We start from the raw sequence: 25543 nt of genomic DNA, 5'->3' as shown, positions 1-25543 counted from the left end.
GACGATCGGTGGTTATGGGTCCCGGGTCGCGCTTCGCTTGCCCGGGACGACACCGAGAATGATGGCAGCTTGGAATAAGCTGGTCGGCGATCGCTAATAACACCGCGACGCCACGAACGCGTGGACGCGGTTGTCGCCGAGCACATGGGCCATGAAGCCGGGCGATCCGAAAATCCGTGTGAACGCGGCGTCGCGGATGCTCAAGCCGCCGGTGTAGGCGCCGAACGCCGGCATCACCGCGCGCTCGCCGTCACAGGCGAAGCAGCGGCGCTCGATCGAGCGGCCGCGGGTCGGCACCCGCGCCTTGGGGTGCAGGTGTCCGGCGATCTCGCCGGCGGCGCCGGTCGGCTCATGGCGGAACACGATCGGACCGATCGCGACTTCGGTCGCGACCACGCCGCCGAGATCGGACGGCAGCGCCGGATCGTGATTGCCCGAGATCCAGATCCAGTTGCGCCGCAGCTGCAACGCCGCGAGCGCCTCGCGGTCCGGATTCGACAGGCGTTCATGCGCATCGCGATCGTGAAAGCTGTCGCCGAGCGCGATCACCTGCCGCGGATCGTGCCGCGCGATGACAGCAGCGAGCCGGCTCAGTGTCGCGACCGTGTCGTAGGGCGGCAGCAGCACGCCGCGGCTGGCGAAGCTCGAGCCTTTTTCCAGATGCAGGTCGGAGACCACGAGCAGGCGCTGCGCTTCCCAGAACAGCGCGCCGGAGAAATCCGCCACGAAGCCGACATCCGCCACCGTGACCCTCGAAACGCGCATGTCGTCACCGTCTCGCAAAGCTAGCGCGCTTGCCGTCACGTCCTGTTCCCCAGAGTAGCAGCGTTACGTCGTCGCCTCCCGCACGAGTTCCTCGGCTGCCTCGGCCAGGAGCTCGTCGGATGCTTCGCCATAAACTGACTCGCGGCCGATTTCCAGCAGCGCGGGGACGGCAAGCGGAGAAACGTGGTCGAGGTCCTTGTGGGTGATTCGGCCGTGGATGCGCGAAAGCATGTCGCTGAGACGGCGAAGATCGAGCAATCCCGTGGCGGCATCGCCGCGCGCGGCGCGCAGCAGCACATGATCGGCCTGGTGCTTGCGCAGCACGTCGTAGATCAGGTCGGTCGAGAACAGCACCTGGCGGCGCGACTTCTCCTCGTCGGTGAAGCGTCGCGCGATCAGGCCGGAGATGATGGCGCAGTTGCGGAAGGTGCGCTTCATCAGCGCCGATTCCGCAAGCCACGCCTCGAGGTCATCGCCGAGCATGTCGGGATCGAACAGCGCGTTGAGATCGAGCTTGCCGTGCCGGATCATGAAGGAGAGATCGCCGACACCCCAGACCGCAAGCGCATACTCGTTGGCGACGAAGCCGAGCGGACGGGCGCGGGCGCGCTCCAGCCGGCGGGTCAGCAGCATGCCGAGCGTCTGATGCGCGAGCCGGCCCTCGAAGGGATAGCAGACCAGATAATGGCTGCCGCCGCGCGGAAAGGTCTCGACCAAGAGCTCGCGCACCGCCGGCACACGCGAGAATTTTCGCTGCAGCGACAGCCAGTCGTGCACCTGATCCGGCAATCCGTTCCAGGCGCGGCTGTTGTCCAGCAGCTTGCGGACGCGTTCGGCAAGATAGGTCGAGAGCGGGAACTTGCCGCCCATATAGGACGGCACTTTTGCATCTTTATCATTGGTGCGGGAGACATAGACCTGGTCTTCAACCAAGGCCTCGTAGCGCACCACCTCACCGCCAAAGACAAAAGTGTCGCCGGGCACGAGGCCCTCGATGAAGACCTCCTCGATCTCGCCGAGCATCCGGCCGCCGCGCGCGATCGCGCCGGTCGATCCGCTACCGCCGGCGCGCGAGCGCACCAGCCGCACCTTCAGCATGGTCTCCTCGACAATGGTGCCGACGTTGAGACGATAGCTCTGCCGCACCTTGGGATTGGTGACGCGCCAGCGGCCCTGCTTGTCCTGCTTGATGCGCGCGAAACGCTCATAGGTCTTCAGTGCGTAGCCGCCGGTGGCGACGAAATCGACGACATCGTCGAAATCGGTGCGTGCGAGCGATGCATAGGGCGCTGCGGTCCGGACCTCATCATAGAGTTCATCGGACAGAAACGGCTTGCCGCAGGCGCAGCCGAGCACGTGCTGGGCCAGCACGTCGAGCGCGCCCGAGCGCAGCGGCGGCGTGTCCTGCGCATTCTCGGCGATGGCGTCGATCGCGACACGGCATTCCAGCACCTCGAAGCGGTTGGCCGGCACCAGCACTGCGCGGGAGGCCTCGTCGAAGCGGTGGTTGGCGCGGCCGATCCGCTGCATCAGCCGCGAGGAGCCTTTCGGCGCGCCGATATTGATGACGAGGTCGACATCGCCCCAATCGACGCCGAGATCGAGCGAGGAGGTGCAGACCACGCCGCGCAGCTTTCCGGCGGCCATCGCGTCCTCGACCTTGCGGCGCTGCGCGACGTCGAGCGAGCCGTGATGCAGCGCGATCGCCAGCCCATCGTCATTCATGCGCCAGAGATCCTGGAACAGCATCTCGGCCTGGCTGCGGGTGTTGACGAACACCAGCGTGGTTTTGTTGCGCTTGATCAGCTCGTAGACCTCGGGCAGCGCGTGGCGCGCGCTGTGGCCGGACCACGGCAACCGTTCTCTGGTGTCGAGCATCTCGACCACCGGCGGTGCGGCGCCGCTGGCGGTGACGACGTCGGCGGATGCATTCTGGCCACCGGGCTGCGGCACCAGGAAGCGCGCGAGCTGCTCCGGCTCGGCGACCGTCGCCGAGAGGCCAATAGCGCGTGTCTGCGGCGCGATGGTCCAGAGCCGCGCAAGTCCGAGCGACAGCAGATCGCCGCGCTTGGAGGTGACGAGCGCATGCAGTTCGTCGAGCACGATGCGCTTCAGCGAAGAGAACAGGAACGGCGCGTCGTCGGACGCCAGCAGCAGCGCCAGCTGCTCCGGCGTGGTGAGCAGGATGTCCGGCGGATAGCGCCGCTGCCGCTGCCGCCGCGACACCGGCGTGTCGCCGGTGCGGGTCTCGATCCTGATCGGCAGCCCCATCTCGGCGACCGGCGTCTCCAGATTGCGCGCGATATCGACCGCAAGCGCTTTCAGCGGCGAGATGTAGAGCGTGTGCAGCCCGCCGCTGCGGCGAACACCGCGGCCGGTGGAGATAAGGGCTGGGCGAACCGTCTTCGATTCAATTTCGTCGCTTGCGAGATCGTCGGGCTCCCTCCCCCTGAAAGGGGGAGGGTTGGGGTGGGGGTCAGCCGCTCGCTCCGTGCCCGCGGCTGACCCCCACCCGTCGCGCTCGGTTGCGCTAGTGCGCCCCCGAGCGTGCCGACCTCCCCCTTTCAGGGGGAGGTAAGAGTTCTTGCCCTGCCCCTCTCCACTCAACTCCACCAGTGTCGGCAAGAACCCCGCCAGCGTCTTGCCCGCTCCCGTGGGCGCGATCAGCAGCGCGGAGCGCTGCTCGCGCGCTTTCGCCAGCAGCGCGAGCTGATGCTCGCGCGGCGACCAGCCGCGTGAGGCAAACCAGTCGCGAAACCGGCGCGGCAGGAGATCGGCCGTTTCCGACGGCGGAACGGAAAAGAGATCGAGCGTCGACACGCCCAAGAGGTAGGTTGTTCAGGCGGCTTCGTCGAGGGCGGAGCGGAAATGGCGGCAGGTGGCAGGACTACCAGCGCGCTCCGTGCGCTGCGAAGCGCCTGGATGTCACCTCGCCCCGCCTGCGGGGAGAGGCATAGGCCGCCCTTGGCGGCCGTTCAAAGAAACGCCGAAGCGAAGCTTCGGCTATGTCGCATCGCCAGATGCGATCCGGGTGAGGGGGTACAGGTCTTACAACTCGCACCGCCTCGCGGAGGAAGCCCCTCACCCCGCCCTCTCCCCGCAAGAGCGGGGCGAGGGGGACGAGAGAGCGAGGCTTACCCAACTACTCCGTCATCGGCTGGCCGGAGAGGTCCCAATCCTTGCCGTTGAAGATCGAGACATAGAGCGTCTTCATCGGCGTGTAGTCGTCGGGCGTGTAGCTGTAATTGATGCCGTCGAGGAAATAGGGCGAGTGGAAACCGGCGAGCGTGGTGGCGTGCTTCAGCACGTTGGCGCGGGTCAGATCGTCGCCGCAGCGGCGCAGGATTTCGCCCATCGTCGCCGCCTGGCCGTAGCCGGCGAAGGCGATGGTGTTGTCGGGGTCGATGTTCGGCAGGTACTTCTTGCGCAGCTCCTCGAACGCGATCACGTCCGGATCCTTCTCGTAGCGCGGCACGCCGACTTCCTTGTTATAGCGGATCGCGACGATGTCCTTGGCGTTCTCGAGGCCCGCGGCGCTCAGGATCGAGCGACCGGTCGAGCCCGCCGACAGCAATTGCAGCGGCTTCCAGCCGAGCTCGGTCACCTTGCGGATCGACTGCGACGTCGCCTTGCCGGTGGTGATGTTGTAGAAGACGTCGGCGCCCGACTTCGAGAGATTGATGAGCTGCGAATCGACCGTCGGATCGGTGAGATCATAGGTCTGCTCCATGATCACCTGTGCCTTGCCGCCGGCATCGGCCAGCACCTTCTTGAACGGCCCGAGGAAGTCGCGGCCGAAATCATCGTTCTGGTAGAGGATGCCGACCTTGGCGTTCGGCTTCACGCTGACGACGTGCTTGGCGAGAACGCGTGCCTCGGTCGGATAGAGCGGCAGGCCCGCCATGGTCCATTTGAAATTCTTCGGATCGTTCCACTTCGAGGCGCCGGTGTTCAACAGCAGTTGGGGAACGCCCTTGGAATTGAGGTATTTATGCACGGAGGTCTGCGGCGCGGTGCCGAGCGAGCCATAGAGCGCCAGCACCTCCTCCTGTTCGACCAGACGGCGCGTCGCCTCGACGCATTTCGGCGCGCTGTAGGCGTCGTCCATGGTGAGGAATTTCACCTTGCGGCCGTTGATGCCGCCCTTGTCGTTCAGCATCTGGAAATAGGCTTCGCCGACGCGGCCCAGCACACCATAGAGCGAGCCGGGGCCGGAATGCGGCACGGTCTGGCCGAGCTTGATCTCGGTGTCGCTCGCACCCGGATCGTACTTCTTGTCGGCGGCCCGCACAAAAGGCGCGGGCAGCACGGACGCGGCGATCACAGACAATGCGGTGGCGCCGAACTCGCGCCGTGTATGTTTTTTCATTATTTCTCTCCCTGAGACGAAAAGCTCTCGCATTCCGCCCTGCGCCGGGCAAGCGCGAAGTCACAGCTTTGCGGCGCAATGCCGCGTCACGGCAAATGCGTAGCGTGTAGACTCAAGTTTGAGTGCGAGGCGGTGCTCTCTTCCCTTCTCCCCTTGTGGGAGAAGGTGGCTCGCATCGAAGATGCGAGCCGGATGAGGGATCTCTATCCGCGGAGAGAGACCCCTCACCCCGCTTCGCTGCGCGAAGCGACCCTCTCCCACAGGGGGAGAGGGTGAAAAGCGTCACGGCTTCACAGCCACGGCGACGAGTCCGGGTGCCGGGATATTGTCTTCATTGCGCGCCGAGAGATCGTCGAGCTGGGCCAGCGTCAGCCCCGCGGCAGCGACGGAGTCGCGCACGTAAGCTGCACTGTGGGCGTAGCGCAGTCCCTCGCCGATGATGACGCCTTCGCCGTCATGGGTCTCGGCCGTGAAGGCGAGCACGCCGCCTGCCACCAGCACACGGCTGGCCTCGGCGAGCACCGGCGCGAGATCGGCGACATAGACCATTGCATCCGCGGCCAGGATCAATTCGGCGCTGGCCTCGCGCCTGGCCGAAATGGCCTTCAACATGTCGTCGACCTCGAGCTCGGCATAGAGGCCGGTGGCGCGCGCCTTGTCGATCATGCGCGGCGACAGGTCGATGCCGATGAAGCGATCGACATGCCGGGCGAATGCGCCGGCCGCCAGCCCGGTGCCGCAGCCGAGATCGATCGCACGCTTGAAGAAGGCCGGCTTCTTTGCGCCCGCACGCACCGACAGCACCGCCTTGAACAGCAGTGCCGGGCCGCGATAGCCGAGATCGCCGACCAGCGCGGCCTCGAAGCGCGGCGCATATTGATCGAACAGCGTCTGCACATAGCCCGGCGGCATCGCGCTGACGGCCTCGACGCCGAGCTGCATCAGGCGAAGGCCGGCGCCATGCCGGTCTTCGGGATCGGCGTCGCGCGCGCCGCGGAACGCTGCGATCGCGGCCTCGCGCTGACCGAGCTCCAGGCGGATCTTGCCCAGCGTGTACCAGGCCGACGGGAATTTCGGCACAAGCTCGATTGCCTGTTCGAGCAGCTCGGCGGCAGCCGGCAGATCGCCCTTCAATTGCAGGTCGCGCGCGAACTCGTAGCGGCGGTCGGCGACGAGATCGCCGGAGGACAGAAACAGGCGGGGGGCCATTCGCTTTAAGGAACCAATCTCGGCCGGGTCCGGCCATCCATCAAAGCACGGACTTTTTCCGGAGATGGATGCACGGGTCAAGCCCGCGGATCCGGCTAAACATCGCGGATCGAGCGCCTATATAGGGGCGATGCGCCCGCAAGACATCCTGATGCCCGTCCCGGCCGGGCTTTGCTGCAAGCCCGGCGGCTTCCACATCGATCCTGTCAGGCCGGTCGAGCGGGCACTGATCACCCATGGCCATTCCGACCATGCGCGGGCGGGCCACGGCGCTGTGCTCGCGACCCAGGAAACGCTCGACATGATGCGGCTGCGCTATGGCGAGAATTTCGCCGGCTCGACGCAGGCGATCGCCTATGGCGAGGAGATCAGGCTCGGCGACGTCGCGGTGACGTTTCATCCCGCTGGCCACGTGCTGGGCTCCGCCCAGATATCGGTGACCTGCAAGGACACCCGCATCGTCGCCTCCGGCGACTACAAGGATGCGCGCGACCCGACCTGCGCGCCGTTCGAGCTGGTGCCCTGCGACGTCTTCATATCGGAGGCGACGTTTGGATTGCCGGTGTTCCGCCATGGCGATGCCGCCGGCGAAGTAAACAAGCTGCTGGCCTCGGTCAAACTGTTCCCGGAGCGCGCGCATCTGGTCGGCGCCTATTCGCTCGGCAAAGCGCAGCGCGTGATCGCGCTGCTGCGCGAGGCCGGCTACGACGCGCCGATCTATCTGCATGGCGCGATGGAGAAGATCACCTACTACTATCAGGAGCGCGGCATTGGGCTCGGCGAGCTCCGGCCCGCGCGCGGCATGAAGAAGGCCGAGCTTGCCGGCACCATCACGCTGGCACCGCCAAGCGCGACATCCGATGTCTGGACGCGCCGCTTTCCCGATCCAGTCACCGCATTCGCCTCGGGCTGGATGCGCGTGCGCGCCCGGGCCAGGCAAGGCGGCGTCGAGCTGCCGCTGGTGATCTCGGATCATGCCGATTGGGACGGGCTGACGGCGACGATCGCCGCCACTGGTGCAGGCGAGATCTGGGTCACCCACGGCCAGGAAGATGCGCTGGTGCATTGGTGCAAGACCCAAGGCCTTGCCGCGCGGCCGCTCGATCTGGTCGGCTATGGCGACGAGGATGAAGGCGAGACGGCCGCACTGACCGGCGAGGCCCAGCCCGCCGGCGAGGCGGAAACATGAACCGTTTTGCCGAGCTGCTCGACCGCCTCGCCTACGAGCCCGGCCGCAACAACAAGATCAAGCTGCTGGTCGCCTATTTCCGCGAGACCGAGGACCCCGACCGCGGCTACGCGCTGGCGGCGCTGACCGGCGCGCTGTCGTTCAAGCACGCCAAGCCCGGCCTGATCCGCGACCTGATCACCGAACGCGCCGACCCGGTGCTGTTCGGCTACTCCTATGATTACGTCGGCGACCTCTCGGAGACGGTCGCGCTGATGTGGCCGAAGGCGGAGCTGCCGGGCCACAACAACCCGCCTCCCCCGACGCTGACTGATGTCGTCATCACGCTGCGCACGCTCGGCAAGGCCGAGCTGCCGGCGCAGCTGGCGCGCTGGCTGGACGAGCTCGACGAGACCGGGCGCTGGGCGCTCTTGAAGCTCGTCACCGGCGCGATGCGGATCGGGATCTCGGCGCGGCTGGCGAAGACCGCGGCGGCGGCGCTCGGCGACAAGGACCCGCACGAGATCGAGCTGCTGTGGCCGGGCCTGTCGCCGCCGTATCTCGACCTGTTCGCCTGGCTCGAGGGCCGCGGAGACAAACCGGTCAACCGCGACCCTGCGCCGTTCCGCCCGGTGATGCTGGCGCACGCGATCGAGGATGGCGATTTCGCCAATCTCGACGCCGCCGATTTCAGCGCGGAATGGAAATGGGACGGCATCCGAGTGCAGGCGGTGTCCGGCCGCGATGCGCGCGGGCACGTCCAGGCGCGGCTCTATTCGCGAACCGGCGAGGATATCACCGGCAGCTTTCCGGATCTGGTGCCGTCGCTGCATCTGCCCGGCGCGATCGACGGCGAATTGCTGGTGCTGCGCGACGGCCGCGTGCAGACCTTCAACGTGTTGCAGCAGCGACTGAACCGCAAAGTCGTTTCGCCGAAGCTGATCAAGGAATTTCCGATCCATCTGCGCGCCTACGACCTGCTCGGCGACGACGAGAGCGATTTGCGCGAGCTGCCCTTCACCGAACGTCGCGCGCATCTCGAAGCCTTCGTCGCCAAGCTGAATGATCCGCGCATCGATCTGTCGCCGACCGTCCCGTTCGCGAGCTGGGACGAGCTGGCCGCGGCGCGCGCCGATCCCAAGAGCGCCGGCGCCGGCGACGATGCCGACGCGGTCGAAGGCGTGATGCTGAAGCGGCGCGACGCGCCCTATCTGCCCGGACGGCCGAAGGGCCCGTGGTGGAAGTGGAAGCGCGATCCGCACATCATCGACGCCGTGCTGATGTATGCCCAGCGCGGCCACGGCAAGCGCTCCTCCTATTACTCCGACTATACGTTCGGGGTCTGGACCCATGGCGATGATGGCGACGAGCTGGTGCCGGTCGGCAAGGCCTATTTCGGCTTCACCGACGAGGAGTTGTTGCAGATCGACCGTTTCGTCCGCCGCAACACCACCGAGAAGTTCGGCCCGGTGCGGCATGTCGTGCACGAGCCGGATCAGGGGCTGGTGTTGGAGGTCGCCTTCGAGGGCTTGCAGCGCTCGCCGCGTCACAAGTCCGGCGTCGCAATGCGCTTCCCCCGGATCAGCCGCCTGCGCTGGGACAAGCCGCCGCGCGAAGCCGACCGGCTGGAGACGCTTGAACGGATGTTAATCTCCATGACAGGAAGTTAAATCCCAAGCGCGCATGACAGCCATTGATCGCGGTGCGCGGGTTTCCCATGTGCACCGCCGTGACCTATAATGCGGGCGATTCCGTTAGACCTCGGTTCTGATGCGATCAGAATCGAGGTTTAGGTTTTGTTTTGACGCGCTTTCTTCACGCGAACCGGTGCCCACTTCGCGCGAAAACGCTATTGGAGACAGCAATGCCAAACGACATCCGGGACTTGCCGGCCGGCCGGAGTGACGGCCTGTACCGCTTTCTCGGCGGATCGCCGCTCTCTGTGGCGTTCCGGTTGATTTTGCTGTCGATTCTGGTCGGTGTCGTGCTCGCCGCGATCGGCCTCGATCCATGGAACATCCTCAACAGCATCCGCAGGCTGTTCCAGAGCATCTGGGATTTCGGCTTCGATGCGATCAACTGGGCCTGGCGCTACTTCCTGCTCGGCGCCGTCATCGTGATTCCGATCTGGCTGTTGTCGCGGCTGTTCGGCGCGCCGCGCGGCCGCTGATCTCAGGGAGTTCGCAGCCGATGCAATTGCGATTTGTCGGCTGCGGCGATGCATTCGGCTCCGGCGGCCGCTTCAACACCTGTTTCCACGTCAGGGGTGCGCGCAGCAATTTCCTGATCGATTGCGGTGCCTCATCGCTGCCGGCGATGAAGCGGCTCGAGATCGACCGCGACGCGATCGACCTGATCCTGATCACGCATTTCCATGGCGACCATTTTGCCGGCCTGCCGTTCTTCCTGCTCGACGCGCAGTTCTCCCGCCGCACCCGGCCGCTGGTGATCGCAGGGCCCGAAGGCATCGAAACGAAACTGCCTGCGGTGATGGAGGTGATGTTCGAGCATTCCTCCAAAACCAAACAACGCTTCGATCTATCCGTCGTTACGCTGGCGCCGCGCGAAACGCGCAGCTTCGGCGAGGTAACCGTGACGCCCTACCCTGTCGTGCATGGCGAGTCCGGCGGGCCGTTCCTCGCGTACCGCGTCGAGGCGGAAGGCCGCATCATCAGCTACAGCGCCGACACCGAATGGACCGACGCGCTGATCCCGGCGGCGCAGGACGCCGACCTCTTCATCGCCGAAGCCTATACCTACGACAAGATGGTCAAGAACCATCTCAGCCTGAAGACGCTGGAAGCGCATTTGCCCGCCATCAACGCCAGGCGCGTGGTGCTGACCCATATGAGCGACGACATGCTCGGCCGCATCGACGATTTGCCCTACACGGCGGCGAGCGACGGCATGGTCGTGGCGCTCTGAGCATGCAATGCCTTGCCCGCTGCCCCTCCGCCATCGCATTGCTCTGAGAACAATTCCAGCATGGCCGCACGACGGTCGACGCGATAGAAGCGTATATTCCTTGCAACTGTAGCCATGCACGCACCCGTCCACCCCAAGATCACGACGCGCCAGGTGTTCGCCATCGCCGGCCCCGCGATGGTCGCCAACCTGACCACGCCGCTGATCGGCATCGTCTCGACCACCGCGATCGGCCGCCTCGACGACGCCGCGCTGCTCGGCGGCGTGGCGATGGCCTCGGTGATCTTCGACTGCCTGTTCTGGCTGTTCGCCTTCCTGCGCATGAGCACGCTGGCCTTCACCGCACAGGCGCAGGGCGCCGGCGAGATCAAGGAATATGCCGCGATCCTGGTGCGCGGCTTCATCGTCGCCGGCCTGATCGGCGCGGCGCTGATCGCGCTGCAGGTGCCGCTCGCCGCGGTCACGTTCCAGCTGATGGGCGGCAGCGAAGGCGTCACGCGCGCGGCCAAAGCCTATTTCATGATCCGGATCTGGTCGGCGCCGCTGGCGCTCGCCAATTACGTCATCCTCGGCTGGCTGGTCGGCCAGGCCCGCGCCAATCTGGCGGTGGCGCTGCAGATCGTGATCAATTTGATCAACATGGCCGCGACCGTGCTGCTGGTGCAGGTCTACGGCACCGGCATCGCCGGTGCCGCGATCGCCGCCGTGCTCGCCGAGACCGCCGGTTTCGCTGCCGGCATCGTCGTGGCCTGGCGGATCTCGCAAGGCGGCTTCGCGGTGCCCGCGGCCACGCTGTTCGACCGCGCCAAGCTGATGCGCATGCTGGCGGTCAATCGCGACATCATGGTCCGCACCGCGGCGCTGATCGTCGTGTTCCTGTTTTTCACCGCCAAGGGCGCGCGCGAAGGCGACGTGACGCTGGCGGCGAATTCGGTGCTGAACAATTTCCTGCTGGTCAGCGCCTTCTTCCTCGACGGCCTCGCCAATGCCGCACAACAGCTCTGCGGCCGCGCCTTCGGCGCACGCGATGCACGCGGCTTTTCCGATTCGACCCGGCTGGTGCTGCTGTGGGGGATCGGCTTTGCGCTGGTGGTGTCGGTGCTGTTCGCACTGTTCGGACCGGCGCTGATCAATCTGATGACGACCAGCGACGACGTGCGCCGCTATGCGCGCGCGTTCCTGCCGTTCGTGATCCTGGCACCCCTGCCTGGCGTGTTCGCGTTCGGCTTCGACGGCATCTATGTCGGCGCGACCTGGGCGCGCGAGATGCGCAATCTGATGTTGGCCTCGCTCGCGATCTTCCTCGCCACCTGGTGGGCGCTCAGCTCGTTCGGCAACACCGGCCTGTGGATCGCGCTGCTCGGCTTCTACGTCGCACGCGGCGGCTTGCAAGGCCTACGCTATCCGGCGCTGCTCAGGAAGACGTTCAAGACGGCGTAAGTCCGTAACCCGGATGCAGCGAAGCGCAATCCGGGCTACGAAGTTCTCTTCCCTTCCCCCTGAAAGGGGGAAGGTCGGGATGGGGGTCAGCCGCAGGCGACGCAGCTCATGGAGAGAGCTGATCCCCACCCGCTTTGCTCTGGCGAGCAAAGCGACCTCCCCTTTTCAAGGGGAGGTTAGGGCGCAGCCGGATTTCGCTTCATCCGGGCTACGGGTACCTACCTCACCGGCCAGTCCTCGGCCGTAATCGTCGCAGCATCGGCGCCGACGATTTCCGACAGCGAGTCGCGGCCGGTGCGCAGCAGGGTCGAGGACAGATCGCGCTTGATGTCGTCGACGAGGCCGAGGCCCTTGTAGACCAGCGAGGAATAGAGCTGGATCAGGCTGGCCCCGGCGCGGATCTTGGTCAGTGCCGCGCCGCCGCTATCGATGCCGCCGACGCCGATCAGCGGAAACGCGCCTTCGACACGGACATAGGTCTCGGCCACCATCCGCGTCGACAGCCGGAACAGCGGACGGCCCGACAGGCCACCCTGCTCCTTGGCGCGATTCTCCTCGCGCAAGGTCGAGGGACGCGCCAGCGTGGTGTTGGCGACGATCATGCCGTCGACGCGCCGCGAGCGGGCGATGTGCACGACGTCGTCGAGCTCGGCCAGACTCAGATCCGGCGCGATCTTGAGCAGGACCGGCGAGTCGCCGGCGTTCTTGCGCACGCGCTCGCGGGTGTCGATGACCCGCGCCAGCAGATCGTCGAGCGCCGCCGATTGCTGCAGATTGCGCAGGCCCGGCGTGTTCGGCGAGGAGACATTGACGGTGAAATAGCTGGCGACCGGCGCAAACGTCTCGATCAGCTTCACATAATCGGCGGCGCGGTCGGGCGAATCCTTGTTGGCCCCGACATTGACCCCGACGATGCCGCCGACGCTGGCGCGCGCGGCGAGCCGCCGCAGCACGACCTCCGCGCCGTCATTGTTGAAGCCCATGCGGTTGATGACGGCCTCGTCGCGCTCCAGGCGAAACAGCCGCGGCCGCGGGTTGCCGCCTTGCGGCTTCGGCGTCACCGAGCCGATCTCGACAAAGCCGAAGCCGAGCCGCAGCAGCGCGTCGGGCACCTCCGCGCTCTTGTCGAAGCCCGCCGCCATGCCGATCGGATTTGGAAAGTTGAGTCCGAAGGCGCGCACCGCGAGCTTGGGATCATCCGGCCGCTGCCGGATCGGCGGCAGCAGCTTCAGGCCCTGGATCGCCATGCGATGGGCATCCTCGGGATCGAACCAACGCAGCAGCGGCAGCGAGAAGGCGTCGAAGGCACGGATCACGGCTTGAGCTCCGGAACGTCGTGGCCACCGTCGGAGCGCGCGCGCAGGTCGAGGATCTCGATGACCGCGCCGAGGTCGAGCTCGCCATAGAGATGCGGGAACAGCTCGTCGTTGCGCGACCGCTCCCAGCGCAGGGCATCACCCAGCGCATCGGCATCGACCGCGACCAGGAACAGGCCAGTTTGCCCCTGGTAGTGCTTGCGCGCGGTCTCGGCCACCTGGGAGGCGGTGGAAAAATGGATGAAGCCGTCGCGTTTGTCGTCGGCACTGCCCCGGTACACGCCCTGCCGCTCAGCCTCGCGCCAGGCCGAAGCGGGGGTGATTTTGTAGATCATCGGCACGGGCCGGCCTTCCCTTTTGTCCTTGAGTCTCTTGGGGTTTTATCCGGATTTGAGGGGAAATGCCCCAGACGCCATCTGGCGAGCGAGGGACCGTATCGGCGGCGGCGGCGCAACTCAAGCGGTGCCGGGACACATCGGCCGACAGATTTGCGAAAACGCCAAGTTTCAGGCAATAATTCCTACCATCCGGGATATCCTCGATGGCCAAACAGCCCAAAGCCACCCGACCGCTGACCCACGCGCAGGTCTGGGCCGCGCTCGACCGGCTCGCGGAACGCGCCGGCCTGTCGCCGTCGGGCCTTGCCAAGCAGTCCGGACTCGACCCCACCACCTTCAACAAATCCAAGCGCGTGACCGGCGACGGGCGCGAGCGCTGGCCCTCGACCGAATCGCTCTCCAAGGCGCTGGCCGCGAGCAATGCCAGCATGGAGACCTTCGTGCAGTTGCTCGGCGATGGCGCGCGCGGCGGACAGTCGGTGCCGCTGATCGGCTTCGCGCAGGCCGGAGCCGGCGGCTATTTCGACGACAGCGGCTTTCCCGCCGGCAAGGGCTGGGATGAAGTGGCGCTACCGGCGACGTCAGACGAACACGCCTATGCGCTGGAGATCGAGGGCGACTCGATGAAGCCGGCCTATCGCGAAGGTGACATCATCGTGGTGTCACCCGCGACCGCGATCCGCCGCGGCGACCGCGTGGTGGTGCGCACGACCGGCGGCGAGGTGATGGTGAAAGAATTGAGACGCCGCACCGCCAAGATGCTCGAACTCGCATCGCTCAATCCGGAGCACCCCGACCGCATGCTCGATGCCGAGGAAGTCGCGTGGATCGCACGCGTGGTGTGGGCGAGCCAGTAGCCGCGGCGATTCAGTCGCCACCATCGTCGTCCCGGCGTAGGCCGGGACCCATAACCACCGCTGATTGCGCTTACGCACGCTGGGGCCACAGCCTGCCCTAACAACCCAACCCTGTGGTAATGGGTCCCGGCCTTCGCCGGGACGACAGCGAATATGTTGCACGATCTGTTTCGCAGGGGCGACGGTGGAGTTTGACACGAATTACGTCGCGTAGTCCGGTTCCTTGCGATCCAGCATCCGCTTCAGCGCATCGAAATGCCGCTGCGCCGGGGACGGGCCGTTGTAGAGATGGTCGTCGCGGAAATCGCGCTTGGTCTTCTCCACCACATGCTGCGGCAATTGCTTGAGCGGCTGCTGGGTCCACATCGCGTAGATCTGCACCTGTGCGGCGCGCTCGATGTAATAGAGCCGGTCATAGGCATCGGCGACCGTCTCGCCGACGGTCGAGATGCCGTGATTGGCCATGAACAGAATGGTCTTGTTGCCGATCACCCTGGCGAGCCGCGCGCCTTCCTCTGGATCAAGCGCGGGGCCGGTGTAGAGATCGTCATAGGCAATCGCCTCCGACAGCCCGACCTCGGTCTGGCCGATCTCCTTGATCCGCGGATCCTCGAGCCGCGTCAGCGCGCTCGCATAGGGCATGTGGGTGTGGAACACCGCCTTGGCCTGCGGCAGCGCCTTGTGGATCGGCGCATGGATGCAATAGCAGGAGCGCTCGACCTCACCCTCGCCGCGCTTCACCTCGGCATCGTCGATGCCGACCTCCATGAAGGAGGATGCTGTCACCTCCGACCAGTGCATGCCGAACGGGATCTGGTAGTAGCGGTCGGTGCGGCCGGGCACCACCAAGGTGAGGTGGTTGAAGATACCTTCCGAAAAGCCGTGGATGTAGGCGAGCCGATGCGCCGCCGCGAGATCGACCCGCGCCTGCCATTCCTCGGCGCTCGAACTGTCCTGCAGCGATGTCGGCGAAACCCTGAACTGCATGCGCATGCTCCCATCTGTGCCGGCCTCTCGGCGGAGGCCGTGCTGATTTTATGGATACAAGTGTAGCGCAATCCGGCGCCAGGCTCCGGTGAAATTGCCGATGGCCTGCTATCCGAATTTTGCGGGCTCGGCGTCATTATGTGATGATGCGCTGCGAAGACCGCGGATCGGCGGCTTCGTTGGCTGCGGCGGAAAGCCACATGAGCGGCCTGCACTTTCCAACCCAACGTAACACACTCCGCAAAGCCCAGAGTTACGCAATGACAGGACCATCCGACCGCAAGACCATCGCCATCGTCGGCCTCGGCAGCATCGGCGGCATCATCGCCGGCCTGCTGCGCGCGGTCGACAAGCATGACGTGATCGCCTGTGTCCGGCGGCCGCTCGATCGGCTCACGGTCGAGCGGGCGGAGGGCACGGTGGAAGTGCCGCTGCGCGCCCTCACCGATCCGGCAGCGGCTACGCCGGTCGACTGGGTGTTGTTGTCGACCAAGGCGCAGGACACGGAATCGAGCGCGCCCTGGCTGCAAAGGCTGTGCGGGCCGCGGACGCGCGTCGCGGTGCTGCAGAACGGCATCGGCCACGCGGAGCGGCTGGCGCCATTGGTCGGCGCCGCCACGGTCGTGCCGACCATCGTCTATTACAACGGCGAGCGGCTGGCGCCGGATCGCGTCCGTTTCCGCCGCGCCGGCGAGCATGAATTCGCGGTTGCCGATGACACAGACGGACGCGCGTTCGAAGCGCTGCTGGATGGCACGGCGATGCGCGTGCGGCGCTCCGCCGATTTCACCACGCTGGCGTGGCGCAAGCTTCTGCTCAATGCGGTCGCCAATCCGATCACCGCGCTCACCTTGCAGCGGCAGGCGGTGTTCCGCCGCGCGGACGTCAAGGCGTTGTGCCGCGCCATCCTCGAGGAGGCCGCGAATGTCGGCCGCGCCGACGGCGCCCAGCTCGCGCCCGACGAGGCCGAGCTGATGCTGGCGACGTTGTTGACCTATCCGCCAGACGCCGGCACCTCGATGTATTTCGATCGTGTCGCGGGACGCCCGTTCGAAGCCGACGCTCTCACCGGCGCGATCGTCGCGGCCGGCGAACGGCACGGCGTGCCGACGCCGCTCAACGGCCTGCTGCTGACGCTGTTGCGCGCCACCAGCGACGGCCTGCGCGACGCGGCGCAGGCCGAGCGGCGATGAGCGGCGCGATCCCTACGACGACCGCGCCAGCGCGCCGTCGATCATGTTGACCGCGTTCTGCACGCCGTAGACCGCGACGAAGGAGCCGAAGCGCGGGCCCTTCTCCTGGCCGAGCAGCACCTGGTAGAGCATGTTGAACCAGTCGAGCGAGACGCCCGGACGGCCGTCCTTGCCCTTCTTGACCATGTCGAGGAACGGCTCGCGGCGGCCGATCTCATAGACCACGTTCTGGATGTCTTCCGCGCTCGCGTTCGCCGGCATGTTGGCGAGCGCATCGCGCAGATCCTGCAGCGCGGCGCGCTCTCCCTCGGTCGGCTCGCGGAACTGCTTGGTCGGCGCCACGAAGTCGCGATAGTAGTTGATGGCGTAGCCGACCATCGCATCGAGCTTCGGATGGGTCTGCGGCGTCACGCCCGGCCGGTAGCGGCCGATGAAGCCCCACAGTGTCTCGGCATTCTCCGCGTTCGACGACGACACCAGCGTCAGCAGCAGCTGGAAGGTGACGGGCATGTCGGCCTGCGGCGGCTTGCCGGAATGGATGTGCCAGACCGGATTCTGCAGCTGCTGCCGCGCTTCCTGCCGCGTGAAGCCGTCGAGGAATTGCTGGTAGTCGTCGACATTGCGCGGAATGACGTCGAAATAGAGCCGCTTCGCCGCCTTGGGTTCGCGATACATGAACAGCGACAGCGATTCCGGCGAGGCATAGCGCAGCCACTCGTCGATCGTCAGGCCGTTGCCCTTCGACTTCGAGATCTTCTGGCCCTTCTCGTCGAGGAACAGTTCGTAGTTGAAACCTTCCGGCGGCGTGCCGCCGAGCGCCGAGCAGATCTTGCCCGACAGCTTCACCGAGTCGATCAGGTCCTTGCCGGCCATTTCATAGTCGACACCGAGCGCGTACCAGCGCATCGCCCAGTCCGGCTTCCATTGCAGCTTGCAGCGGCCGCCGGTGACAGGAACCGTGACGGTCTCCTTGCTATCGGGGTCTTCATACGAGATCGTGCCGGCCTTGGCGTCATGCGCCGTCACCGGCACGTAGAGCACAAGGCCGGTGCGCGGACAGATCGGCAGGAACGGCGAGTAGCTCGCCGCGCGCTCCTCACGCAGCGACGGCAGCATGATCGCCATCACCTTCTCGATCCGCTCCAGCATGCGCAGCAGCGCGGCATCGAAGCGGCCGGAGGTGTAGTACTCGGTCGAACTCGCGAACTCGTAGTCGAAGCCGAACTGGTCGAGAAAGGCGCGCAGCCGCGCATTGTTGTGCTGGCCAAAGCTCGGATGGGTGCCGAACGGATCGGGCACCTTGGTCAGCGGCTTGCCGAGATGCTGCTCCAGCAGCTCCTTGTTCGGCACGTTGTCCGGCACCTTGCGCAGGCCGTCCATGTCGTCGGAGAAGGCGAGCAGGCGCGTCTTGATCTTGTCCTCGGTGAGCACGCGGAAGGCGTGGCGCACCATCGTGGTGCGCGCGACTTCGCCGAACGTGCCGATATGCGGCAGGCCCGACGGGCCGTAGCCGGTCTCGAACAGCACCTCGTCCTTGGGATTTTTCTTCAGCCGCGCCACAATCGCTTTCGCCTGCTCGAACGGCCAGGCGTTGGATTGTTCGGCGAGCGCCCGCAGGTCGCTCGGGCTGGCAGAAGGATCAATCACGGACATTCCTCAGGTTCTCTCCAAAAAGGCCGCGAAAACTAACGCTTTCGCGGCAAAATGCAAAACGACGGGACGTTTGTCGTCATTCCGGGGCGATGCGCAGCATCGGACCCGGAATCTCGAGATTCCCCGGGGTGCAATTGCACCCCTGAGGTCTGGTCCTACGGACCATCCCGGAATGACGAACTCAGAACGGGCTGACCGAGAAATAGCGCAGCCACAGATCGGTGAAGCGGCCTTTTTCCCAGATCCGGAACAGCGCCCAGTTCAGCGACTGCCGGAGCAGGTCGTTGCCCTTGCGGACGGCGATGCCGACGCCCTCGCCGAAATAGCGGCTCTCGACAAAGGGGCCGCCGGCAAAGGCGCAGCATTCGGCGGAATCGGTGCCGTTGATCCAGAACGCGAGCGAGATCGCATCGCCGAAGATGAAGTCGACCTCGCCGCGGCGCAGCGCCGCGCGCAGCGCGTCGTTATCCGGATAGGAATGGATCTCGGCGTCGGTGAACATCGCCTTGAGGTAGGCCTCGTGCGAGGTCCCGGCGATGACGCCGACCTTCTTGCCCTCGAGATATTCCGGGCGGATTTCCGGCATCGCGTTGTCACGGCGCGACACGAAGCGGGCCGGCGCGCGGTAATAGGGATCGGTGAAATCGACCTTGGCGCGCAGCTGCGGCGTCACGGCCATCGACGCGATGATGGCGTCGCCCCGGTTGGTCGCCAGGGCATCGATCAGGGTCTCGAAGCGGCGCATCTGGATGGTGCAGGTGACCTTGATCTCGTCGCAGAGCGCGCGCGCCAGGTCGACGTTGAAACCGGCCGGATTGCCGTCGGGACCGGTGAAATTGAACGGCGGATAGTCGGTCTCGGTCAGAAAGCGGATCACGGTGAGGCGCGACAGGTCCGGGCGGTCCGGCCGGCGCCGCGGGTCCCAGAAACCCGGCACCGCCTGCGGCGCGGCCTCGGCGGCGGCCTTGGGCGGCAGGGTCGGGGCCGCCTGGGTTGCCGCGGGGGCCGCAGGCGCTGCCTGCGGTGCAGCCGGCGCCGAAGGTGTCGCTTGTGCGGGGGCCGCCTTGGTGGGCGGAGCCGGAGCAGGAGCCGTCTTGGCTGCTGGCGCCTGTGCGGGGGGTGTCTGTGCAATTGCAGGGTATGCCAAGGCCAGCAAGGCAGCCGCGATCATGCCCGCGGCCAGGCGAAGCTGGCGCGAACGGACGGCAAAGGGCTGGACAGGCGGACTTGGCATAACCGGCAATTTCAGGAAATTGAACGGCTTATAGCCGAATCGGCGCCTGAAGCGAGCGCCGATTGGGTTAATTCTGAACCGGAAATGGCGATCAGAGGTACCGTTTGAGATCGGCCGCCGCTTCTTCCGGCGTCCGTTTCAGATTGAACGGCGCGACGAAATGACCGTCGCGGTCCATCAGATAGATCAGCGCGGTGTGGTCCATCGTGTAGTCGCCATCCTTCAGCGGCACTTTCTTGGCGTAGACACGATAGCTCGACAGGACCTTGGCGATCGCGGCGGGATCGCCGGTCAGGCCCTTGAGGTGCGGATCGAAGCTCGACAGGTAATCCTTCATTGCGGTGGCGGTGTCGCGTTCCGGATCGACCGAGACGAAATAGGCATTCACGCGATCGGCGTCCTTGCCCATCGCCTTCAGGACCTCCGAGATCTCGAACAGCGAGGTCGGGCAGATATCCGGGCAATGGGTGAATCCGAAGAAAATCAGGGTCGGCTTGCCCTGGAGGTTCTTGTCGGTAACGGTCTGGCCGGACTGGTCGGTGAGCTGGAACGCCCCGCCGATCGCGGCCGGCGCGGCAACGGTGCGCAAGCCGCCGATCGCCCACAGCATGAGGAACAGGCCGACCGCCAGACTGCCCGCGAAGGCAGCGAAGATCACCAATGGGCGCGTGGTCCGGGGCATGATGCGAGGGCGTCCTTGTCAGAAGCAGGCGGAGATGCCGGCCGTGATCATTTCGAAAAACACCGCGGTCCCGTAGTGGAACCAGAGCGCGGCAGCGGCAAGCAGGGCCAATCCGCCGATACCGGCCGCACCCCACAGGATCGCAGACGCCACCCGGGTCTGTGGAGCCGTTACGAGCTCGGATCGGGTGGAGATCGGCTGAACCATGAGGCTGAGATAAGCCGGGTTCCGGCAGGCAGCAAGCGCAATGGCGCCCGCAGGCCGTCAAATGATGGCGAGCTAATCCGGTGCCGGCGCGTTCATGCCCCGGCGTCTGCCGAGGCCAATGGCCGACGAGGGTCAAACAGAGAAGCAGCCGGAGCTTAGTGCGCGGGCTTCGGCGCCGAGGCCTGGGCGTTGAGATAGCACGGCTTGTACAGCGCCTGCAGTTGCTTGCCGCGCAGGAAGATCATGCGCCGGGTCAGGCCACCACGCCCCGAAATCCATCTGCGTACCGCCGGCGGATACATCAGGTACAGCATATGGGTGGCTTCGGGATTGGGGACCGGGCGGCCGTTATCGCCGTAATCCCAGGCTGCGTGGAAGCCGAGGCTGGCGTGCGAGGTCACACAGATCCGGTCGTGAGGAACCTTGCCGAGCACGATGGTGCAGGCCGAGGCACACAGCCCGTCGATGATGACCGTCTCGCCCGAAGTCCGCAGGTCCTGATACCTGTCGACATAGACGCCGATCTTGCCGCCGCGATCGTCGGCGATCCTGACTACAGCTTGAGACACCCCCATTCCCGCCAGCAGGAGAACCGCAGCGAGCAACCCCGTCATCAACTTCATTTTGGCCAGCCCCAGTCGAAACCGAATCTGTTTGGTCTGTGATGCAAGACAATCGTGAGCGTGTTGCGCGCGCGGATTTTTGTCCAGACGAGCGAAGCCGGTCAAAACAAATTCAAATTGGGTGTTGCGCGCACGCTGCAGTGGGACTGGGGAAAGGTCCCAAACTGGAACAACGCGGCGCACGTGCTTGGTGCTCCGCCGCCACAGGCAAGGTCCATTTGGCGTTGACCGCACTCAATGAGGCGGTCTTGAATCTCGGCAGGACGGGGACCTGAACATGGCTGACGATGCAGATGTGATCGTGATTGGCGCGGGGCTTGCCGGTCTCGTGGCCGCAACCGAGATCGCCGACGCAGGCAAGCGCGTCATCGTGCTCGACCAGGAAGGGGAACAAAGCATCGGCGGCCAGGCCTTCTGGTCGTTTGGCGGCCTGTTCCTGGTCGATTCGCCGGAGCAGCGCCGGCTCGGCATCAAGGATTCGGTCGAGCTCGCATTACAGGACTGGATGGGCACCGCCGGTTTCGATCGCGAAGAGGATTACTGGCCGCGCAAATGGGCCGAGGCCTATGTCGCATTCGCTGCGGGCGAGAAGCGCGACTGGCTGCGTGCCATGGGCCATCGCATCTTCCCGGTGGTCGGCTGGGCCGAGCGCGGCGGTTACGACGCGATGGGCCATGGCAATTCGGTGCCGCGCTTCCACGTCACCTGGGGCACCGGACCCGGCATCGTCGAGCCGTTCGAACGCCGCGCGCGCGAAGCCGCGAAAAGCGGACGGCTGGTATTCAAGTTCCGCCACCGCGTCGATGCGCTCAGTGTCACCAACGGTGTGGTCGACGGCGTCAGCGGCGCGATCCTGGAACCGAGCTCGGTCGAGCGCGGCAAGAGTTCCTCGCGCAACGTCGTCGGCGATTTTTCCTTCCGCGCGCCAGCCGTGATCGTCGCGTCCGGCGGCATCGGCGGCAATCATGATCTGGTGCGGCAGAACTGGCCGAAGCGGCTCGGCGAGCCGCCCAAATTCATGATCTCCGGCGTGCCCGAACATGTCGACGGCCGCATGATCGGCATCACCGAGGCGGCGGGCGGCCGGCTAATCAACCGCGACCGCATGTGGCACTATGTCGAGGGCATCCGGAACTGGAACCCGATCTGGCCGCGTCACGGCATCCGGATCCTACCGGGACCGTCGTCGCTGTGGTTCGACGCGACGGGCAAGCGGCTGCCAGCGCCGCTGTTCCCGGGCTCCGACACGCTCGGGCAACTGCACTACATCATGGGCACCGGCTACGATTATTCGTGGTTCATCCTGACCCAGAGCATCATCAAGAAGGAGTTCGCGCTGTCCGGCTCCGAGCAGAACCCCGACCTCACCGGCAAGAGCTGGCGCATGACGATCAAGCGCGCCACCAACAAGGGCGCGCCGGCGCCGGTGGAGGCGTTCAAGCAGCACGGCGCCGACTTCATCGTGCGCGACAATCTCGCCGACCTCGTCGGTGCCATGAACAAGCTCGCAGGCAACGACCTGTTGCAGCTCGACGCCATCAAAACCCAGATCGAGGCGCGCGACCGCGAGATCACCAACCCCTACGTCAAGGATGCGCAGGTCATGAACCTGCACAATGCGCGGCGCTATATCGGCGACAAATTGATCCGCACCGCGAAGCCGCACCGGATCCTCGATCCCGAGCACGGCCCGCTGATCGCGGTGAAGCTCAACATCCTCACCCGCAAGACGCTCGGCGGGTTCGAGACGGATCTCGATTCGCGCGTATTCGGCAGGGATCACCAGATCATCCGCGGCCTCTACGCGGCCGGCGAAGCCGCCGGCTTCGGCGGCGGCGGCGTGCACGGCTATCGCTCGCTGGAAGGCACGTTCCTCGGCGGCTGCCTGTTCTCGGGCCGCAACGCGGGACGCGCGGCGGCGAAGGCGGTGAACTAAAGAGCGCCTTTCCCTGATGTGGTCGTTGAGGCCCGCCGGCGAGAACCGGCGGGCCTCGATTTGCTGAGTCCGAATTTGTTCAGGCGGTCTTGGTGAAAAGCGTCAGGACGCCGTTGGTGAGATTGACCGCGACAACTTGTGCCGAGCTGAGGCCCTTCGCCTTCAGCGCGGATACTGCTTCTTCAGACGCGTCGATGGAACCGCGAAGGTTCCGCAGGTCGTCTTCGCTTGCCTTTGCGACGACTGCCTCGACCTTCGACCGGGCGTCGGGCTTGAGTTCCTTGATGTCCACGACCTGGATGCTCCGGATGGCGGTGGGCTGATCAGATTGAGCCTGCGGCATCGCCTTCGGTTGCGTTCCCTGCACCTGCGCCCAGGCAGGTGTTCCAAGCGAGAGCGCCGCAACGATGACGGATGCCGTAGAGATGCGGATGTGCATGAGCATTCCTTGTGTTGATTACCCCCAACATCCCGCGAGAACGCGCTCTCCTTGCTTAAGGTTCCGGCCGGAGATCCGCTCTCTCGACCGGTGCAGCATGAACTTACGGGACCGTCGCCGGGAGGCGCCGGCAAAATATCGAAAACAACCCCATGCAAAGTAGCCGCCGGTGGCCCCGTTCGACCAAGCGACTTGACACGTCGGGCAACTCAGGAGCATTATTCGAATATTCCGAAATCACGCCTCGCCCTAGTCCGCCTCCGCGCTGAGGAAGCGGACGCCGAACGTATCGGCGTTGGCTTCGCCCCAATCGTAGAGTGCCTGCAGCATCGGCTTCAGCATCTCGCCGCGCTTGGTCAGGCAATAGCGCGAGGAGCCGCCGCCGCGCTCCTGCCTGACGAAGCCTGAATTGCAGAGATCGCGCAGGCGCTCGGTCAACACCTTGTCGCTGAGCTGCGGGATGTCGTGGCGCAATTCGCCGTAGCGCATCGGCCGGACCTTCAGCCGGCTCAGGATCACGGTCTTCCATTTGCCGCTGAGCTGATCGATCGAGAACTCGACCGGGCAACCATATTTGCGCTTGGTCTTGCGGATCATTGCAACTCTCCCGCGGCACTTTCCATCTGGTTCGTTGAGAGCCGCCATCGATCCATCTAAGCACGCATTGCACGGGTTGGGCGAGTTCAGGGATCATTGCAAGGCATGACAGACGACAATTCCGCCCAGGGTCCACGCGACAAGCAACAGCCGCGCAAGCGCATCGTCGTCAGACGCAACGGGCCTTACGAACCGGAGCCCGGCATTCCGATCGTCGATCATCTCGGCGTGCCTATCGCAACGGAGGTCCCGGTGCGGCTGTGCCGCTGCGGACAGTCGCAGACCAGGCCGTTCTGCGACGACAGCCACGTCGCGCGCGGCTTCACCCACACCAGGGATCCGCGGCGCGCACCGGACAAGCTCGAGGTTTATGCCGGGCAGCAGGCGTTCGTGTTCGACAATCGTGGCACCTGCGCGCATTCCGGCTTCTGCACCGACCGGCTCACCTCCGTGTTTCATCTCGGCGAGCAGCCTTTCATCGCGCCCAGCGGGGCGCGCCTCGACGACCTCCTCAACGCGGTGCGCAGATGCCCGTCGGGCGCGCTTGGCATCGGTATCGGCCCCAAGCGTGACGCCAGCCTGTCTGACGTCAGCCGGCCGCCGCAGATCGAAGTGTCGAAAGACGGGCCCTATCGCGTCACCGGCCATGTCGAACTGGTCGATGAGGATGGCACGGCAATCGTGCAGAACGCGGGCGCGTCGCAAGAGCATGCCAGCCTGTGCCGCTGCGGCGCGTCGCTGAACAAGCCGTTTTGCAGCGGCATGCACTGGAGCGTTGCGTTTCGCGATCCCGTTCCCGATCCCGATCCGATGCGCGAGCCGACGCTGTTCGAATGGGCCGGCGGCTATCCGGCGCTGCTCGACATGACGCGCATCTTCTACAGCCGTTACGTGCCGGAAGATCCGCTGCTCGGTCCGCTGTTCGCCGAGATGTCGCCGGACCATCCGGAGCGGGTGGCGGCGTGGCTCAGCGAGGTGTTCGGCGGCCCGCGCTTCTACACCGAGCGCTATGGCGGCTATCGGCGGATGGTGTCGCAGCACATCGGCAAGGAGATCCGGCCGGAGCAGCGCGCATTGTGGGCGACCTACATGGTGCAGAGTGCCGACGATGCGGGCTTACCGAGCGATCCGGAATTCCGCGCCGCCTTCGTCGCCTATATCGAATGGGGCTCGCGCATCGCGGTGGAGAATTCCGGCGCCGGCGCGACACCGCCGCCGAACATGCCGGTGCCGCGATGGTGGTGGGTCTGCAACGCAACGCCCGCTGCGCGGCCGTCCGCAACGGCGAGCGATGCGCAGGCCGCGAACGACATCAGCGTGGCACTCCCCGGTCCCGACGAGGCCGTGCAGTTCGAGCAGCACATCCGGCCGTTGTTCCGGCCGATGGACCGCAGTTCGATGCTGTTCGCCTTCGATCTCTGGAACGAGGCGGATGTCGCCAGGCACTGCCAACAAATCCTGGCACGGCTCAAGGCCGGGACCATGCCCTGCGATGGCGCCTGGCCGGCCGAGCGAGTGGCACTGTTCGCGCGCTGGGCGAATGGGCAGAATCCGCCGACCTGATTGCGCCGAGCCGATCTCGGAGCAATTTCGAGCGATTTCTGT

At 65.6% G+C, this 25543-nt stretch carries 23 protein-coding genes; 9 read left to right on the top strand and 14 right to left on the bottom strand.

From position 1 onward, the window contains the following. Positions 1–93 precede the first annotated feature (93 nt). From pdeM to ACVI1L_RS17065, 4 genes are all read right to left on the bottom strand, one after another. Positions 94–765, bottom strand: coding sequence for a ligase-associated DNA damage response endonuclease PdeM (pdeM, locus tag ACVI1L_RS17080; RefSeq protein WP_076832388.1), 672 nt, complete (start codon positions 763–765; stop codon positions 94–96). A gap of 63 nt (positions 766–828) precedes the next feature. Beyond that, positions 829–3585, bottom strand: a complete 2757-nt coding sequence (locus tag ACVI1L_RS17075; RefSeq protein ID WP_456785561.1) for a ligase-associated DNA damage response DEXH box helicase — start codon at positions 3583–3585, stop codon at positions 829–831. Between the two features lie 322 nt (positions 3586–3907). Then, on the bottom strand, positions 3908–5134 hold the full coding sequence (locus tag ACVI1L_RS17070; RefSeq protein ID WP_076832391.1) for an ABC transporter substrate-binding protein: 1227 nt from the start codon (positions 5132–5134) through the stop codon (positions 3908–3910). A gap of 282 nt (positions 5135–5416) precedes the next feature. After that, complete coding sequence (locus tag ACVI1L_RS17065; protein ID WP_076832394.1) at positions 5417–6343, bottom strand: class I SAM-dependent DNA methyltransferase; 927 nt, start codon at positions 6341–6343, stop codon at positions 5417–5419. A 130-nt stretch (positions 6344–6473) separates the two neighbouring features. Here ACVI1L_RS17065 and ACVI1L_RS17060 point away from each other — a divergent pair, with 130 nt between their 5' ends. The 5 genes from ACVI1L_RS17060 (at position 6474) to ACVI1L_RS17040 (ending at position 11876) form a co-directional block, all read left to right on the top strand. Then, complete coding sequence (locus ACVI1L_RS17060) at positions 6474–7532, top strand: ligase-associated DNA damage response exonuclease (RefSeq protein WP_456783344.1); 1059 nt, start codon at positions 6474–6476, stop codon at positions 7530–7532. Beyond that, positions 7529–9181: a cisplatin damage response ATP-dependent DNA ligase gene (locus ACVI1L_RS17055; RefSeq protein ID WP_456783343.1), complete on the top strand. Its 1653-nt coding sequence runs from the start codon at positions 7529–7531 to the stop codon at positions 9179–9181. Before ACVI1L_RS17060 ends, ACVI1L_RS17055 begins: the two co-directional genes overlap by 4 nt. A gap of 194 nt (positions 9182–9375) precedes the next feature. Further along, positions 9376–9681, top strand: coding sequence for a DUF6460 domain-containing protein (locus tag ACVI1L_RS17050; protein WP_028334595.1), 306 nt, complete (start codon positions 9376–9378; stop codon positions 9679–9681). A 20-nt stretch (positions 9682–9701) separates the two neighbouring features. Then, positions 9702–10436 (top strand): MBL fold metallo-hydrolase, encoded by a 735-nt coding sequence (locus ACVI1L_RS17045; RefSeq protein WP_456783342.1) that lies wholly within the window; start codon positions 9702–9704, stop codon positions 10434–10436. 114 nt (positions 10437–10550) lie between these two features. After that, positions 10551–11876 (top strand): MATE family efflux transporter, encoded by a 1326-nt coding sequence (locus tag ACVI1L_RS17040; RefSeq protein WP_456783341.1) that lies wholly within the window; start codon positions 10551–10553, stop codon positions 11874–11876. A gap of 218 nt (positions 11877–12094) precedes the next feature. Here ACVI1L_RS17040 and ACVI1L_RS17035 read toward each other — a convergent pair whose 3' ends face one another. Together ACVI1L_RS17035 and ACVI1L_RS17030 are read right to left on the bottom strand one after the other, a co-directional pair. Beyond that, positions 12095–13192: a quinone-dependent dihydroorotate dehydrogenase gene (locus tag ACVI1L_RS17035; RefSeq protein WP_168858458.1), complete on the bottom strand. Its 1098-nt coding sequence runs from the start codon at positions 13190–13192 to the stop codon at positions 12095–12097. Beyond that, a complete protein-coding gene (locus ACVI1L_RS17030; RefSeq protein ID WP_199805200.1) occupies positions 13189–13533 on the bottom strand; it encodes a DUF952 domain-containing protein in 345 nt (114 codons plus the stop codon). The genes ACVI1L_RS17035 and ACVI1L_RS17030 overlap by 4 nt, the downstream gene beginning before the upstream one ends. A gap of 200 nt (positions 13534–13733) precedes the next feature. On the opposite strand from ACVI1L_RS17030, the gene ACVI1L_RS17025 reads away from it, so the two are divergent. Continuing rightward, positions 13734–14387, top strand: coding sequence for a S24 family peptidase (locus ACVI1L_RS17025; RefSeq protein WP_016844853.1), 654 nt, complete (start codon positions 13734–13736; stop codon positions 14385–14387). A 201-nt stretch (positions 14388–14588) separates the two neighbouring features. On the opposite strand, the gene ACVI1L_RS17020 is transcribed toward ACVI1L_RS17025, so the two are convergent. Beyond that, complete coding sequence (locus ACVI1L_RS17020; protein WP_225642150.1) at positions 14589–15374, bottom strand: class II aldolase/adducin family protein; 786 nt, start codon at positions 15372–15374, stop codon at positions 14589–14591. 260 nt (positions 15375–15634) lie between these two features. Here ACVI1L_RS17020 and ACVI1L_RS17015 point away from each other — a divergent pair, with 260 nt between their 5' ends. Beyond that, positions 15635–16567, top strand: a complete 933-nt coding sequence (locus tag ACVI1L_RS17015) for a 2-dehydropantoate 2-reductase (RefSeq protein WP_456783340.1) — start codon at positions 15635–15637, stop codon at positions 16565–16567. A gap of 12 nt (positions 16568–16579) precedes the next feature. Here ACVI1L_RS17015 and ACVI1L_RS17010 read toward each other — a convergent pair whose 3' ends face one another. The 5 genes from ACVI1L_RS17010 to ACVI1L_RS16990 form a co-directional block, all read right to left on the bottom strand. Then, positions 16580–18220 carry a lysine--tRNA ligase gene (locus ACVI1L_RS17010; RefSeq protein WP_456783339.1) on the bottom strand — a complete coding sequence of 547 codons (1641 nt, stop codon included), beginning with the start codon at positions 18218–18220 and terminating at the stop codon, positions 16580–16582. Positions 18221–18401: 181 nt separating this feature from the next. Beyond that, positions 18402–19391 carry a transporter substrate-binding domain-containing protein gene (locus ACVI1L_RS17005; RefSeq protein ID WP_456783338.1) on the bottom strand — a complete coding sequence of 330 codons (990 nt, stop codon included), beginning with the start codon at positions 19389–19391 and terminating at the stop codon, positions 18402–18404. A 154-nt stretch (positions 19392–19545) separates the two neighbouring features. Next, positions 19546–20136: an SCO family protein gene (locus tag ACVI1L_RS17000; protein WP_057016042.1), complete on the bottom strand. Its 591-nt coding sequence runs from the start codon at positions 20134–20136 to the stop codon at positions 19546–19548. An 18-nt stretch (positions 20137–20154) separates the two neighbouring features. Continuing rightward, positions 20155–20289, bottom strand: coding sequence for a hypothetical protein (locus ACVI1L_RS16995; protein WP_276486903.1), 135 nt, complete (start codon positions 20287–20289; stop codon positions 20155–20157). Positions 20290–20498: 209 nt separating this feature from the next. After that, positions 20499–20966, bottom strand: coding sequence for a hypothetical protein (locus ACVI1L_RS16990; RefSeq protein WP_057016040.1), 468 nt, complete (start codon positions 20964–20966; stop codon positions 20499–20501). 277 nt (positions 20967–21243) lie between these two features. On the opposite strand from ACVI1L_RS16990, the gene ACVI1L_RS16985 reads away from it, so the two are divergent. Then, a complete protein-coding gene (locus ACVI1L_RS16985) occupies positions 21244–22902 on the top strand; it encodes an FAD-binding dehydrogenase (protein WP_456783337.1) in 1659 nt (552 codons plus the stop codon). Positions 22903–22981: 79 nt separating this feature from the next. Here the strand turns inward: ACVI1L_RS16985 and ACVI1L_RS16980 are convergent, their stop codons facing one another. Both ACVI1L_RS16980 and ACVI1L_RS16975 read right to left on the bottom strand, forming a co-directional pair. Next, positions 22982–23341 (bottom strand): hypothetical protein, encoded by a 360-nt coding sequence (locus tag ACVI1L_RS16980; RefSeq protein WP_456783336.1) that lies wholly within the window; start codon positions 23339–23341, stop codon positions 22982–22984. 249 nt (positions 23342–23590) lie between these two features. Then, positions 23591–23938: a winged helix-turn-helix transcriptional regulator gene (locus tag ACVI1L_RS16975; protein WP_057016039.1), complete on the bottom strand. Its 348-nt coding sequence runs from the start codon at positions 23936–23938 to the stop codon at positions 23591–23593. Between the two features lie 105 nt (positions 23939–24043). Between ACVI1L_RS16975 and ACVI1L_RS16970 the strand changes: the two genes are divergently transcribed. Further along, entirely contained in the window at positions 24044–25501 is a 1458-nt protein-coding gene (locus ACVI1L_RS16970; RefSeq protein ID WP_456783335.1) for a CDGSH iron-sulfur domain-containing protein, read from the top strand. The last annotated feature ends 42 nt before the right edge of the window (positions 25502–25543 follow it).

The organism is Bradyrhizobium sp. USDA 4516, assembly GCF_054055915.1.
The sequence above is the reverse complement of the archived record's forward strand: the minus strand, read 5'-3'. Positions and strand labels throughout refer to the sequence as shown.